Raw genomic sequence first — 13,302 nt, 5'->3', positions numbered from 1 at the left:
AGCCCTACTGAATAGTATGGGATACAGCCTGTTGAGCAAATTGGATGCCGCGCTTGACCGCACCTGCCCCATAACGTTGACAAATCACATCGCATGCGCTGCTGATCTCTTTATCTTTCTGTTTTTTATGGCTTACATTTTCAAAAAGAGAAAGCTGCTGAACCGGCCTGCAATTTCGACTACAGGACAGAGCCAACTGTCGTAGTCGTACCCGTCTATGCCACGCCCGATACAATGCGGTAAGGGCAAGTTGCTCCAGGGAAGAATCATCTGCAGCAGGGCTTTTTGTGACAGCCTGACGAACAACCTTTACGCCATCGGTATACAACAGTTCCACTCCGACTCTTCGGCAGGCAAGCTGCCTACGTCGTAAACTGTACCCTGCCTGAGATACCAGGGTTGCCAATGCGGCACGGACAACGGTGACTTGATTCGTATCAGGGGAAAAGGTATGGGAAAAACTTCCGCCTGCAGCACTGGCGGTCGGTGGCTGCACAGGTGTCTGATCGATACCACGGACAGCCTGATACAGTGCCCTGGAACGACTACCGCAAATAATGCTCAAATCCTCTACGCTCAGAGCTGCGACCTGATACACCTTGATGATATGCAAATTCCGTAACCGGCACAGATCTGCCGGGGCGACACCAGGGAGCAGGGCAACAGGCAAGGGCGCAAGAAAAGATTCCTCTTCTCCGGCGGCAACAATATATTCCCCCACCGGCTTAACCAGACGGCTCGCCACCTTTGCGGTCAGTTTATTGGGAGCTACTGACCATATAGGATCAAGCCCCAAGTCTTGGAGCAAAATCTTACGCAGGCGCCAGCCAATATCAGGTGGCGGACCAAAAAGGCGATGGGTCCCGGTAACATCAAGATACAGGTGACCGTTGCCGTTGGAACATTCGACCAAAGGGGTAAAATGCCGAGCCCGATTGAAACACTCTACAAGCATTTTTCGGTACTTTTCCTGTTGCGGGGGGAGCACAACTGCCCCCCGACAGCGTTTTCTGGCGGTGCTGAGCAGCATCCCTTTACGCACCCCCTCCTGGTAAGCCTCTTCGCTCATATCGTAGACAAGCGACCGTGAGGCCTGTGGTGCGATGATAAGTGGCCTGCTACGCAGTGTGCTGTCAATCAGACGCTCCACTGCAACACTGAAATCAGCAATATTCAGGTGAATAACTTTTTTTTCCATCCTTGCAAAGTACAGTAAAGTATAGACAATGTAAAGACTGCCTGTACAATAAAACAAAGACAGAGGAAAAAATCAGTGCACCAGATTGCCTAGCTGCCGGGCATTATGAACGGCTTGGCCGGCGACATGGTTATTGAAAAAAATCAGCCCCTGATTGGAGGCATTCCGACAAGGAAGGATAACCTCGTGCTTGAGACAATCCAGTTCCTGAAAAGTATAACTGTAGTTAAACTGCTGCTGCATATTGCCGGAATACCACCCTCCTGCATTACGGCCATGGAGACGAATATAAAAAAGATCAGGATTGGTAACAATCCCAAGACAGGGAAAAAGATTGGGAAGGGGAGGAGCGTCGATAGTAACAAGAGTGATTTTCCGTTGTTCCAAACCTTTAAATACCAGGTCATGAGCCCAGGAATAATGACGAAATTCAACGGCAAGGGGCAAAGAATGCAACTGCTCAAAAAGCTCAGCAAGATACAGGCGGTTTGTACGGGTACGAGTAAAAGAGGGAGGGAACTGTAATAGGATAGCAAGAAGGTTACCGTTGTTAAGTAGGGGTTCTACCCCCTGACAATAAAGCCGAGCTTGCTGTTGCCACTCGTCACTGATTTCATGGGTCATAGTACGAGTGAGTTTTGCGGTAAAAAAAAAGGAGGGCGGCACTCGACTTGCCATACGTTCCAAGGATTCAACCCTGGGCATCTGGTACCATGTATAATTGAGCTCTACCACTGGAAACAATTTGCTGTATAACGTCAACATATGGGCAGACTTTGTCCCTGCGGGATAAACGCCTGCTTCTATCCATTCGGGGTAGGAAAAACCACAGGTACCAATACGAACATCCGGCACTGACATTATAAGCCGGCCATTTGTTCCGGGCCACGGTGAATACCTACCAAAAGCCCCTGAATAAGGACTGTACCCAATCCGTAACGCATAGGTTTATACTTGTCATTTTCCGGCACCAGCTCGATATGGTCCCCTCTATAAAAAAAACGTTTGATCGTAGCTTCTTCGTTACCAATCAGGGCGACAACAATTTCCCCGTTTTCCGCAAACTGCCTGGGTTCGCAGATCGCCAGATCCCCATCGAGAATACCGACTTTCTCCATGGAATCACCCTGCACGTGGAGAGCAAACAGGTTGTCGCCCCGATAAATGGTTCTATCAACACATACGTATCCAGCCCACTCTTGCTGAGCGTACAGTGGCATACCGGCAGCAACTCTGCCAATGATCGGTATCGAACGGCTCAGGGAGTGGTCACTTCCCGCCGCTCCATTGATCAAGGTTACCGACCTGCTATATCGTCCTTCGCGCTTAATCCAGCCTTTTTCCTGAAGGGTTTGCAGCATACTCGCCACTGCTGTATGGCTGATATGCAGATCACTGGCAGCCTGCCTCAGGCTCGGAGTGTGACCAGACTGATCAAGTTGCAGTTGCAGATAATCCAGAAATTGCCGCTGCTTTGGGGTGAGGGGACGTTGTTGGGACATAAATGGTTATCCTCATGCATTGTAGACGTTTCATTAAATGTAATATTACATTTTAAAAGTGCAAGCAGAAAAACCACAATGTTATCATCAGGCCGGATGTACAGAAGAAAACTAAACAAAAGGAACCATTCAACGAATGACAAATCTCCTTGCTTTACCTCCGAGCTCTAGCTGTTCAGGTATGGTTGAGATGTTACCATTAATGCTATAAAAAAAGGCCACTTGAAGAGCATACCCTTCAAGTGGCCGGAGAGATTGTTAACCCCTAAAAACTGCTTATTGAGTGATTCGTTTTCGCAATTTTTCAGCAATTCGTTCCCCACGATAGGAAACAATGGTAATAGGGGAGCGACGAAACAGTTTTTCCGCCACCGATCCGGTAAAGGCATGCATCAGTTCTGATTTGGCCTTTACCCCCATAACAATCATATCAACATTCTCTTGTACAGCAACTTTCAATAATACCGTGGCAGGTCGTCCAACCTTAAAAACAAAGCGTACCCGCTCTTCATCTACATCAATGCCCGCCAGCATCTCCTCTAAAGCCTCAATCCGCTGTTTCTCTATTCCCTGAATATAATGTTCCTCGTCTACATCGTAGCCAAAAGAAGAGATGGTCTGGACCGCTTCCAGATCCCTTTCATTAATGACATTGATCAGGATGAGTTCTGCATCAAGTGCTTTTGCGAGTCCGGCAGCATATTCAAGAATACCCTTGGAAAAATCCGAGAATGCCAGTGGAACAAGTATTTTTTTTATTTCAGCCATAAGGGTTTGCTCCAATGTTGAAAAAAAGTTTTAGAGTACAGGTCGCCTTTGTTGTGCCGCTGCAGCAACCTGGGCTTCATCATGCGAAACCCGCGGACGCTGCATCAGGTACAGTACCCCATATAGCGCCAAACCGATAGGGTAGGTCCAGTATCGTTGGTCATGGGGCATTCCCAGCCATATAGCAATTTGGTCAGGCCGCATGAGGATAAAGGTCACAGAAAGAAAAAGAGGAATTTCCCAATACCTGTTTCGAGCTATAAACCATCCTTGTGTTGCCGAGGCAAAGGCAAAGTTACCGATACAAGTCATGACAAAGATTAAAATTCCTTGACTCCATGAAAAGACATTATGCAGGATCAGGTCAGTGTTAAAAATAAACATGAAGGGGAGAATGGCGGTCCTTATATCATACATAAACCCCTGGATACCCGTCTGGATCGGTGGTGACTTGGCAATGGCTGCCGCAGCATAGGCTGCAAGACCAACCGGCGGGGTGTCGTCAGCAAGAATACCGAAATAAAAACAGAATAAATGCGCTGCCATAAGGGGGACAATAAACCCTTGCATGCCGCCTACACTGACGATTGCCGGGGCGGTGAGCGACGCCATGACGATATAGGTCGCCGTGGTGGGCAGTCCCATACCAATAATCAAACTGGCAAAGGCAGTAATACAAAGCATCAGCACTACATTACCCATGGAAAGCACATCAATGATTTCGGTAATGAGATTGCCAAGACCAAGGGCAACAACGCCGACAATAATACCAGCAGCAGCGGTTGCAAGAGCCACGGCAACCATATTTCTGGCTCCCGAAGCGAGCGCTTCAAGAATGTTTATTATTGATTGTTTGAATGCCGGGAGAATTGGCGTTTTATCTTTATAGGCTATAAATGGTTCCTGAACCAGCATAATAACAAACATAACCATGATGGCATTGAAAGCCGCAAGCTCAGGAGAATGCCTGACAACGATCAATTCATACAGCAGCATGGCAAGCGGAATCAAATAATGTACACCGCTGATCAACGTTTTAAAGAAAGGCGGGAGTTCACTTTTAGGCATCCCGCGAATACCCAGTTTAGATGCCTCGATATGGGATATAAAAAAGAGTGCGGCATACGAGGCAAAAGCAGGAACGGCTGCTGCTTTGACTACTTCGATATAGGGAACATTTACGTACTCGGCGATGATAAATGCCGCGGCCCCCATAATGGGTGGTGCCAATTGACCGTCAGTGGAGGCGGCAACTTCGACTGCAGCTGCTTTTGTTGCAGGATAGCCGACTTTTTTCATCATTGGGATCGTAAATGTCCCGGTGGTAACAATGTTGGCTATCGATGAACCTGACACTAAACCAGTTAAACCAGAGCCCATAATAGCAGCTTTGGCAGGACCACCTTTAAATCGACCAAGCAGACTAAGGGCAAGCTGTATAAAATAATGCCCAGCACCGGCTTTATCCAGCATTGCACCGAACAAGACAAACAGAAAAACAATGGTCGCCGACACATCAAGGGGGATACCGTATATCCCTTCGGTGGACATGGTCATCTGGCCGACAAAACGGTCCAGGGATGTCCCCTTAAAGGCGATTAGATCCGGCATATAGGGGCCAAGAAAGGAGTAAATAATAAAGCAGGTGGCAATAACCGGCAGAGCAGGACCGATGGTCCGCCGTGCAGCCTCAAGCAAGACTCCGACAAGGGCAAGACCAATGACAATATCCATGGTGGATGGCGAACCATAGCGGGTCACCAGTTCTTCATAATGGATCATCAGGTAAAGTGCACAATAGGCGGCAAAAAGGGCCAGCGCCATATCCAGTAGTGGAATTTTTTTATGCTCGGCAAAATATTTCAGTCCGAAATAGGGCTTTTTCAGAAGAGGGTAATTGAGAAAAACCAGCGTAATGGCAAAGCCAAGGTGAATTGCGCGAATATAGGTGGAATCAATTAACAACCATTTGGGAAGGGAAAGCTGAAACAGACTCCAGGCTATGGCTATGGTGGGGATGAGGTATTTTTGCCAGCCATCGGGCTTGCGCCCTATACCTTCTTCTTCTTCAGCCAATCGTCGGGCTTCTTCAAACCCGTCTTCAACTTTTTCAATACGGATTTTGCTCATCAACTACCTCCTGTTGGTGGGGCGTATAACAGTAAAAAATGTGATCATTTCCTGCCGGATATCAGGAAGGAGCCAATCCGGAAGAGGGCAACCGGATGATCCGGAGTACTACGGGCAAACAGGGGGAATGGAAACTAGTGTTTCCAGGACTGGACCAGCTGGATCCAGCCGGAAAAAACCGGGCAACAGCTTATTGCCGTTGCCCGGGATACAACAACCAGACTTGACTTTTATTTCATCAAACCTGCTTCTTTGTAATATTTCATCGCACCAGGATGAATAGGTGCAGAAAGCCCCTCAAGCATTGCTTCCTTGGTCAGAGTGGAGTACGCAGGGTGCAGTTTTTTGAATTCTTCAAAATTATCAAATACTTCTTTAGTAATTGCATACACAACGTCATCTGGTACTTTAGCAGAAGTAACCAAAGTGGCTTTTACGCCAAAAGTAGGAACATCTGCATCATTCTGGGCTCCTGGATACATGGCGATTGGAATAACAGACTTAGCATAGTAAGGATATTTTTTAAGCAAATTATCAATACCGGTAATAGAAACAAAACGTACCTTTCGTGCACCAGAGGTAGCCTCTTTAAATGCTCCGCTTGGATGACCTACAGTATAAAAGAATGCATCAATACGGCCGTCTTGGAGTATACCTGGAGCCTCAGAAGCTTTAATACCTTCAGCGGTGATATCTTTTTCAGGATCGATGCCGACAGCAGTAAATGCATCAATAGCATTCTGTCGTTGGCCTGAACCGGGGTTACCTAAGTTAACACGTTTCCCTTTGAGGTCTCTGATATCTTTTGCTCCAGCGTCAACAGCTGCCGCGAGGGTAACGGATTCGGGATGAATGGAAAAAACAGCGCGTAGGTCTTTCTGGGGACCCTTTTCCTTCCACTCGGCAAGACCTTCCATGGCCTGATACTGACGATCAGACTGAACAACGCCGAACTCAAGGTCACCATTCATGACCGCATTGACATTAAATACGGAACCGCCCGTAGATTCGACAGTAGCCCGGAGACCGTATTCTTTCTTCTTTTTGTTGACCATCTTAGCAATAGCGCCACCTGTGGGGTAGTAAACGCCTGTTATGCCACCGGTACCGATGGTGACAAACTGAGTTTTCGCCTGTGCTAAAGTAACAGTCATAAATACACCTGCTGCTACGGCAATTGATAGAAACAGTCCTCTTTTCATTCATACCTCCATTGAATTAGTCGTGGTGGATACCGCCTAACTATGTTGCAACAAACTATTTTTATATAGAATTCTTAGTTGGTTTACAAGCTATTCTTATATATTTGTGACTTTTTGCAACCCCGTGAAAAAAGGAGGAGAATTTCTTGATTTTTTTAAGCAGAACCTGTATTGCGGGGGGGAGAACCAAGTGATGCCTTGCTTAAGTGCTTATCACTTTTACTATTCATTCTTTCCTCATTTACTTTCAACTGAATAACATGAAAGAAAAAGTAGAAAAACAAAACGTTACAGAGAATACAAGCGCAAAAAAAGAACCGCCTAAAAAAAAGAAATTGTATGACATTGCTTTTTACCATGACTGGTGTAAGGCATGTGGCATCTGTATTGCGTTTTGTCCAAAAAAAATTATTACTCCAGACAAATCGGGTAAACCGATGATTGAAGAGCCTGACAAGTGCATAGGTTGCCGCTTCTGCGAGATACATTGTCCTGACTTTGCCATCACAGTCTCTGATCGACGCCCCAAAAGGAGGAAAGACGATGTTTAACCAAGAAAATAAACGGCTTCTGCTCCAGGGTAACGAGGCTATTGCCTACGGTGCGCTTGCTGCCGGCTGTCGTTTTTTTGCCGGCTATCCTATTACTCCGGCGACTGAAATTTCTGAAATGCTTGCAACCATGCTGCCCCAGGTTGGGGGTACATTTGTGCAGATGGAGGATGAAATCGCCAGCATGGGAGCAATCATAGGTGCCTCGCTTGCAGGAGAAAAAACCATGACAGCCACCTCGGGTCCCGGTTTTTCTCTTATGCAGGAAAATCTTGGCTATGCCTGCATTGCCGAAGTTCCCTGCGTGGTTGTTAACGTTATGCGTGGTGGTCCATCAACTGGGCTGCCAACCTGTCCTTCCCAGGGAGATGTACAGATGGCAAGGTGGGGCACCCATGGAGATCACCCTATCATTGTAATGGCTGTTTCTTCCGTGAGCGACTCCTTTTCCATTACCATCAAGGCTTTTAATCTTTCTGAACAATATCGGGTACCGGTAGTGCTGCTTTCAGACGAAGTAGTTGCCCACACAAGGGAGTGTGTCCAACTGCCTGACCAGAAGAGTATCAGGGTTGTAGATCGTATCCGACCAAGCGTTCCGCCCGACTGGTACAAACCTTACGAAGGTGATAACAGGGGGGTTCCCCATATGGCTGCTTTTGGTGATGGTTACCGTCACCATGTGACCGGACTTGTTCATGATGAGTATGGTTTTCCGACCCAAAAGCCCAACGAAGTCCAACAATTTCAAAATAGGCTTACCAAGAAAATCACGCGCGGTTTTTCTGAAATAATGATGACCAAGGGCTTCATGCTGGAAGATGCGGAGATTGCAGTCATAGCCTATGGTTCTGTAGCCAGATCAGCACTTAAAGCCGTAGAAGATGCTCGCAAACAGGGCGTAAAAGTTGGCCTGCTGCAGCTTATCACCCTTTTCCCGTTCCCACGAAGTCACGTTAGCCCACTGCTGGAACAGTGCCGAGCCGTCTTGGTACCGGAGATGAACATGGGACAAATCAGCCGTGAGGTGCAACGCGTAAATCAAAATAAATGTGTTGTTGCCAAACATAACCGGATCGATGGCCAGTTCATCACTCCCAATGAAATTTACGCACAGCTGATCAAGCTTTAAGGAGACCTTATTATGGCAGTTACTGCACAAAAGATACGACACGAGTATCTACGCCACAATAAAAAATTTCCCCATGTATGGTGTCCTGGTTGCGGCAATGGTATTGTCATGGCCGCATTACTTAGAGCCATCTACAGAATGGAGATTAGCAAAGATGATGTTGTTCTCGCCTCTGGTATTGGCTGTTCCGGACGCATGCCTACCTACCTGGATTTTAATACGCTGCATACCACTCACGGTAGAGCACTGACCTTTGCCACCGGGGTAAAACTGGCAAAACCTGATTTGAACGTAGTTGCTATTATGGGTGACGGTGATGCTACAGCCATTGGCGGCAATCACTTTATCCATGCAGCCCGCCGCAACCTTAATCTTACCGCCATAATTATTAATAATTCCATTTATGGTATGACCGGTGGTCAATATTCGCCGACAACACCTTTTGGGTCTACCTCGACAACCTCTGTCTATGGTCATATTGAGCACGATTTTTCCATTGCTGAGCTTGCTGTAACCGCCGGCGCCTCATTTGTTGCCAGAGCAACGGTTTATCACGGTGAGCTAATGGACCGACTCATCGAGCAAGCCATGCGGAAAAGAGGCTTCGCTGTTGTTGAAGTTATCTCCAACTGCCATGTTCAATATGGACGGCGCAATAAACTCGGTGGGGCCGTTGACATGCTCACCAGTTTCAAGGAAAATTCAATTACGGTCAGCAAGGCTGAAAAACTTTCACCCGAAGAACTGGAAGGAAAGACCACTATTGGGGTTCTTACAGACAGAGAAATGCCGATTTCAACCGAAGAGTATAAGAAAGTCCGTGAGCGGGCCAGCAAAACAAAGGGTAAGATATGAATGCACTCAAAACTATAACCGATAGATATGAGCTGCGTTTCAGCGGTTCCGGCGGCCAGGGACTTATTACTGCTGCGGTGGTCTTCTCCGAAGCGGTTGGCGTTTATGATGGCAAATACGTATGCCAGACTCAAAGTTACGGACCGGAAGCGCGGGGAGGTAAATCAAAGGCTGAAGTGGTTATCAGTGAGACACCTATTGATTACCCGAAATCGTTAAATCTTGATTTCCTGTTAGCCATGAATCAGGCAGCATGCGATGCATACTTTTACGATCTCAATGCCGATGGCTTGCTTCTAGTTGACTCAACCCTCGTTGAACAGTACCCTACCAGCAGAATAATAGGGATTCCATTTACCGACATTGCCAAAAATGAACTCGGCAAAGAAGTGGTGGCCAATATGGTCGCCTTGGGGGCTGTCGGCAGACTATGCCAAAAAGTAAACCTGGAAAACCTTGAGAAGGCGTTGCTGCAAAGGGTGCCGAAAGGGACTGAAAAGCTCAACTCAAAAGCATTGCAACGTGGCATTGAGGAAGCAGAAAAAATTGACGTTCTGGGGCTCCCTCGTTCTATAATCACCGACGATGATGAGGTATAATATGAAAGTCGTGGCTTTTAATGGCAGTGCTCGGAAAAACGGTAATACTGCTGTGATGATCAATACCATTTTTGAAGAACTGGAAAAAGAAGGTATTCAAACAGAATTAATTCAGCTTTCCGGTGAGCATCCGCACGGCTGTATTGCCTGTTATCAATGTTTTAAGCTAAAGAATAAAAAATGTATCGTCGATATCGACTGCATCAACTCGTGTATTCAAAAAATGGATGAAGCTGATGGTATCATCCTTGGTTCTCCAACCTATTTTGCTGATATCAGTACAGAAATGAAGGCGTTGATCGATAGAACCGGCATGACGGCCAGAGCAAACGGTGATTTGTTCAAACGGAAAATCGGTGCAGCCGTAGTGACCCAGAGACGTGGTGGAGCCATCCATGCCTTTGATACGATGAATCACTTTTTCACCATCAGTCAAATGATTATTGTGGGTTCTTCTTACTGGAATATAGGCGTTGGCAGAGAAAAAGGTGAGGTTTCAGACGACACCGAAGGTATCAACACCATGCGCGATCTGGGAATAAACATGGCGTGGGCGCTTAAGAAACTAAGAGGATGATGCCGCGGGATTGCACGATGCTTTTTTAAACGCATAAACGAAGACCAACCTGCTTTACATGCTAATACAAAGCAGGTTGGTTTGTGCGACTATTATTTAGAACGAAGAAAACACTCTCTAAGGTGCTTCAACTTTTTTTTACATGCGGAGCGACAGACAATGCTTGCGATTTGCGAAGAATGTTCAAAAAAATACAATATAGACGAATCTAAAATGAAAAGTGATCGTGCAAGATTCGCCTGTTATGAATGCGGCCATATAATTGTTGTCGCAAAATTACCAACAAAAAACAATACAGAGCGCCCTTCGGTGGAAGCGCTTTCCAAAGACGCATAAACAAACAGACTCAAATATTTTTACCAGCTACAGGATAAGCCGCAAGTAATGTGAGATAACCTGAAACATAGCTCTACCTTATTCACAAGGATGCATACTCTCGTACCCAAAATAAAGATACATCTCTAAAAAAACAAATATTCCTAGCAACAAGCGGCCACGAGATATAATCTGTTATTTTTTAACGACATAGCTTGAATTTATTTTTCAAAAAAGATTTATTAATGAGTGTAGGTAAGCTTGACGGCCTTCACCTGACTAAAATCCTTACTCAATGGCAGATAATCCTTTTGTGGACTTCTACAACTAATGAATCTTTCATGTTTGCCAGGTCCTCTACTACAATACGGCTTGATGTAAAACATGTTACTTCCCAAAGAAAAACCTTTTCTTAAAGGGTTAAACAGTTATTACCTTAATCTGGAAAAGCTGGCCGAACACCTCCAAGGTGAAATCGGCTCTGGTTGTATTCATGGGAAAGCGGTCTCTCGGGAAATTCTGATCTATTTTGATGAAAGCGAAATAATTCGTTGTCTTTTACAAGAAAACAAAAAAAAAGCGCAGTCATTTTCAGACCTTGCTGTCATCAGTGAAATTTTTCTGCAAAGCAGTTTCATTGTTAACATCTATTACCTTGACCCCAATGCTATCTTCTTCTGGGGGCATATGCAGCCTTTTCAAAGGGCTAAATCAGCACTGAAATCATCAGAAATCCCTCTGCCGGATCTCATATTTCGACTTCGCCAAAAAAACTTTTCCGGATTTATAGATGTAAAAATCACCAACAAACCAGACAGTGGTCTGCTTTTTTTCCATGAAGGTGCAAGAATAGGCGGTTCCTATTCCTGGGCCAAAGGCGGGATGAGCAAATCCGATGAAAATTATAATATTCTGTTAAGCAGGGTACAGGCAGGAGAGGGAAGCTTTACTTTTGGCTCATACATTAAGGAAAACACCTCAGTAGAGGCAAAACAAACCCCTGCCAGGTCAACGGTCAAAAAAGCAGAGCCAAGGGTAGTTAATCCGGTCTCTTCGGAATTACGACCTGCATTGGAGGAATTGCTCTTTTTTTTCATCCAGACCATGCAGGAGAAGGGTGAAAAAAACCCTGTGAAGCTCCTTAATGAGTACATTCAATCCCAACTCGACACCTATCCCTACCTTGACCCTTTTATGGGATATTTTGAGTATAGCAGAGGTACTGTAAAATTTTCATCTGACGCACCAAAGGAGAAAATAGTGCGGGCAATTATTGTATGCGCATGGGCTCTTGTCCGTGCTTACCATGCAGAAGGGAATTTTAAAGCAAAAATATCCACCATGCGTAACAAGAGCGTGCTCGAATCTCGCAACATTGCTATTGAGCTATAGCAACAGCCTAAAGGAGGGTTGATCGATTTTCATCCCATTCCTTACCGGCCAACTGCCCGCAGGCTGCTGAAATATCATCGCCACGACTCTGACGTATAAAAACCGTAAAATCATGCTCCCTCAATATTGCTTGAAAACGAAGTATCCGCTGGCGGCTCACCTTTAATGCACTGTTTTCTTCTCCACTGTTAATTGCCAACAAGTTTATTTTACACGGAATCGCCACAAGCAATTCTGCAAGCTTATGGGCATCTGCATCGGTATCGTTCACACCCGGCACCAAAGTGTACTCAAACATAATTCGTTTGCGTTTTTTCTGCGGATATTTCCTGCAAGCCTCAATCAAGTCTGCAATCGGGTATTTTTTGTTAACAGGCATGACCGAACTCCTGGTCGTGTCATCGACGGCATGAAGCGATATCGCCAGGTTCACATTAGTAGCTGTGCCAAGTTGCAGCATCTGCGGAATCAACCCACAGGTAGAAACGGTTATCCGACGTTCTGAAAAATCAAGTCCACGTTGCTCAGTCAAAATCGATATTGAATCAAGCAAATTATCAAAGTTTGCCAGCGGCTCCCCCATACCCATAAAAACCAGGTTGGACAACTTTCCTCTGTCATTATGCTCCATCCAGTCTCGAACAGCACATACCTGGTTGACAATTTCGGCAGTGGAAAGATTTCTGGAAAACCCCATTTTCCCGGTTAAACAAAAGGTACAGCCCATGGCACACCCCACCTGAGTGGAGACACACAGTGTGTTCCGGTCTTCTTCCGGAATCAGGACAGACTCAATAACATGGCCATCCTCCAGGCGAAAGCCGAACTTGACCGAGCCGTCACGGGATATTTCAATGACTGCCTGGTCGAACCTACTCATGCGAGCAGCGTGTTCAAGAACCTTGCGGAATTTTTTCGCCAGATCCGTCATCTGTTCAAACTCTGTTATCCCGGCTTTGTAAATCCAAGCTAGTAGTTGGCGCCCACGAAATGCAGGTTGCTCGAGTGATTCAACAAAGTTTACCAGTTGTTCCTGGGTAAGGTTTTTCAAATCTGTTTTTTCTTGATGTGCACACATGGC

Annotated in this window: 14 protein-coding genes; 7 read left to right on the top strand and 7 right to left on the bottom strand. The window is 46.0% G+C overall.

The annotated features are described in order from the left end of the window. Positions 1–4: 4 nt before the first annotated feature. The 6 genes from JWH17_RS04110 to JWH17_RS04085 all read right to left on the bottom strand — a co-directional run bounded on the left by JWH17_RS04110 (position 5) and on the right by JWH17_RS04085 (position 6,800). On the bottom strand, positions 5–1,198 hold the full coding sequence (locus JWH17_RS04110; RefSeq protein WP_205221302.1) for a DNA polymerase Y family protein: 1,194 nt from the start codon (positions 1,196–1,198) through the stop codon (positions 5–7). Positions 1,199–1,270: 72 nt separating this feature from the next. Then, a complete protein-coding gene (locus JWH17_RS04105; RefSeq protein ID WP_205221301.1) occupies positions 1,271–2,059 on the bottom strand; it encodes a DUF72 domain-containing protein in 789 nt (262 codons plus the stop codon). Then, a complete protein-coding gene (gene lexA, locus JWH17_RS04100) occupies positions 2,059–2,700 on the bottom strand; it encodes a transcriptional repressor LexA (protein WP_205221300.1) in 642 nt (213 codons plus the stop codon). Before lexA ends, JWH17_RS04105 begins: the two co-directional genes overlap by 1 nt. Positions 2,701–2,976: 276 nt before the next feature. After that, the gene (locus tag JWH17_RS04095) at positions 2,977–3,468 is read right to left on the bottom strand and encodes a universal stress protein (protein ID WP_205221299.1); all 492 of its coding nucleotides are present in this window, start codon (positions 3,466–3,468) and stop codon (positions 2,977–2,979) included. A gap of 30 nt (positions 3,469–3,498) precedes the next feature. Then, the gene (locus JWH17_RS04090) at positions 3,499–5,598 is read right to left on the bottom strand and encodes a TRAP transporter permease (protein ID WP_205221298.1); all 2,100 of its coding nucleotides are present in this window, start codon (positions 5,596–5,598) and stop codon (positions 3,499–3,501) included. A gap of 230 nt (positions 5,599–5,828) precedes the next feature. Beyond that, positions 5,829–6,800, bottom strand: coding sequence for a TAXI family TRAP transporter solute-binding subunit (locus JWH17_RS04085; RefSeq protein ID WP_205221297.1), 972 nt, complete (start codon positions 6,798–6,800; stop codon positions 5,829–5,831). Positions 6,801–7,060: 260 nt separating this feature from the next. Between JWH17_RS04085 and JWH17_RS04080 the strand changes: the two genes are divergently transcribed. From JWH17_RS04080 to JWH17_RS04050, 7 genes are all read left to right on the top strand, one after another. Beyond that, entirely contained in the window at positions 7,061–7,351 is a 291-nt protein-coding gene (locus JWH17_RS04080) for a 4Fe-4S dicluster domain-containing protein (protein WP_205221296.1), read from the top strand. After that, a complete protein-coding gene (locus JWH17_RS04075) occupies positions 7,344–8,483 on the top strand; it encodes a 2-oxoacid:acceptor oxidoreductase subunit alpha (protein WP_205221295.1) in 1,140 nt (379 codons plus the stop codon). The genes JWH17_RS04080 and JWH17_RS04075 overlap by 8 nt, the downstream gene beginning before the upstream one ends. A gap of 12 nt (positions 8,484–8,495) precedes the next feature. After that, positions 8,496–9,338, top strand: a complete 843-nt coding sequence (locus JWH17_RS04070; RefSeq protein WP_205221294.1) for a 2-oxoacid:ferredoxin oxidoreductase subunit beta — start codon at positions 8,496–8,498, stop codon at positions 9,336–9,338. Next, positions 9,335–9,937 (top strand): 2-oxoacid:acceptor oxidoreductase family protein, encoded by a 603-nt coding sequence (locus JWH17_RS04065; RefSeq protein WP_205221293.1) that lies wholly within the window; start codon positions 9,335–9,337, stop codon positions 9,935–9,937. The genes JWH17_RS04070 and JWH17_RS04065 overlap by 4 nt, the downstream gene beginning before the upstream one ends. A 1-nt stretch (position 9,938) precedes the next feature. Next, on the top strand, positions 9,939–10,514 hold the full coding sequence (locus JWH17_RS04060; protein WP_205221292.1) for a flavodoxin family protein: 576 nt from the start codon (positions 9,939–9,941) through the stop codon (positions 10,512–10,514). A 159-nt stretch (positions 10,515–10,673) separates the two neighbouring features. Continuing rightward, the gene (locus tag JWH17_RS24005) at positions 10,674–10,850 is read left to right on the top strand and encodes a zinc-ribbon domain-containing protein (RefSeq protein WP_205221291.1); all 177 of its coding nucleotides are present in this window, start codon (positions 10,674–10,676) and stop codon (positions 10,848–10,850) included. Between the two features lie 363 nt (positions 10,851–11,213). Further along, positions 11,214–12,221 (top strand): hypothetical protein, encoded by a 1,008-nt coding sequence (locus JWH17_RS04050; protein WP_205221290.1) that lies wholly within the window; start codon positions 11,214–11,216, stop codon positions 12,219–12,221. 7 nt (positions 12,222–12,228) lie between these two features. Here JWH17_RS04050 and rlmN read toward each other — a convergent pair whose 3' ends face one another. Further along, the gene (rlmN, locus tag JWH17_RS04045; RefSeq protein ID WP_205221289.1) at positions 12,229–13,299 is read right to left on the bottom strand and encodes a dual-specificity RNA methyltransferase RlmN; all 1,071 of its coding nucleotides are present in this window, start codon (positions 13,297–13,299) and stop codon (positions 12,229–12,231) included. Between the last annotated feature and the right edge of the window lie 3 nt (positions 13,300–13,302).

The sequence above is a fragment of the Desulfogranum marinum genome (assembly GCF_016918565.1).
GTDB lineage: Bacteria > Desulfobacterota > Desulfobulbia > Desulfobulbales > Desulfobulbaceae > Desulfogranum > Desulfogranum marinum.
This window is presented reverse-complemented; position numbering and strand designations above follow the sequence as displayed.

Coding starts and splice junctions, on each gene's coding strand:
- JWH17_RS04070 (WP_205221294.1), top strand. CDS start 8,496: ATGGCAGTTACTGCACAAAAGATACGACACGAGTATCTACGCCACAAT.
- JWH17_RS04105 (WP_205221301.1), bottom strand. CDS start 2,059: ATGTCAGTGCCGGATGTTCGTATTGGTACCTGTGGTTTTTCCTACCCC.
- JWH17_RS04075 (WP_205221295.1), top strand. CDS start 7,344: ATGTTTAACCAAGAAAATAAACGGCTTCTGCTCCAGGGTAACGAGGCT.
- JWH17_RS04090 (WP_205221298.1), bottom strand. CDS start 5,598: ATGAGCAAAATCCGTATTGAAAAAGTTGAAGACGGGTTTGAAGAAGCC.
- JWH17_RS04060 (WP_205221292.1), top strand. CDS start 9,939: ATGAAAGTCGTGGCTTTTAATGGCAGTGCTCGGAAAAACGGTAATACT.
- JWH17_RS24005 (WP_205221291.1), top strand. CDS start 10,674: ATGCTTGCGATTTGCGAAGAATGTTCAAAAAAATACAATATAGACGAA.
- lexA (WP_205221300.1), bottom strand. CDS start 2,700: ATGTCCCAACAACGTCCCCTCACCCCAAAGCAGCGGCAATTTCTGGAT.
- rlmN (WP_205221289.1), bottom strand. CDS start 13,299: ATGTGTGCACATCAAGAAAAAACAGATTTGAAAAACCTTACCCAGGAA.
- JWH17_RS04065 (WP_205221293.1), top strand. CDS start 9,335: ATGAATGCACTCAAAACTATAACCGATAGATATGAGCTGCGTTTCAGC.
- JWH17_RS04080 (WP_205221296.1), top strand. CDS start 7,061: ATGAAAGAAAAAGTAGAAAAACAAAACGTTACAGAGAATACAAGCGCA.
- JWH17_RS04110 (WP_205221302.1), bottom strand. CDS start 1,198: ATGGAAAAAAAAGTTATTCACCTGAATATTGCTGATTTCAGTGTTGCA.
- JWH17_RS04085 (WP_205221297.1), bottom strand. CDS start 6,800: ATGAAAAGAGGACTGTTTCTATCAATTGCCGTAGCAGCAGGTGTATTT.
- JWH17_RS04050 (WP_205221290.1), top strand. CDS start 11,214: ATGTTACTTCCCAAAGAAAAACCTTTTCTTAAAGGGTTAAACAGTTAT.
- JWH17_RS04095 (WP_205221299.1), bottom strand. CDS start 3,468: ATGGCTGAAATAAAAAAAATACTTGTTCCACTGGCATTCTCGGATTTT.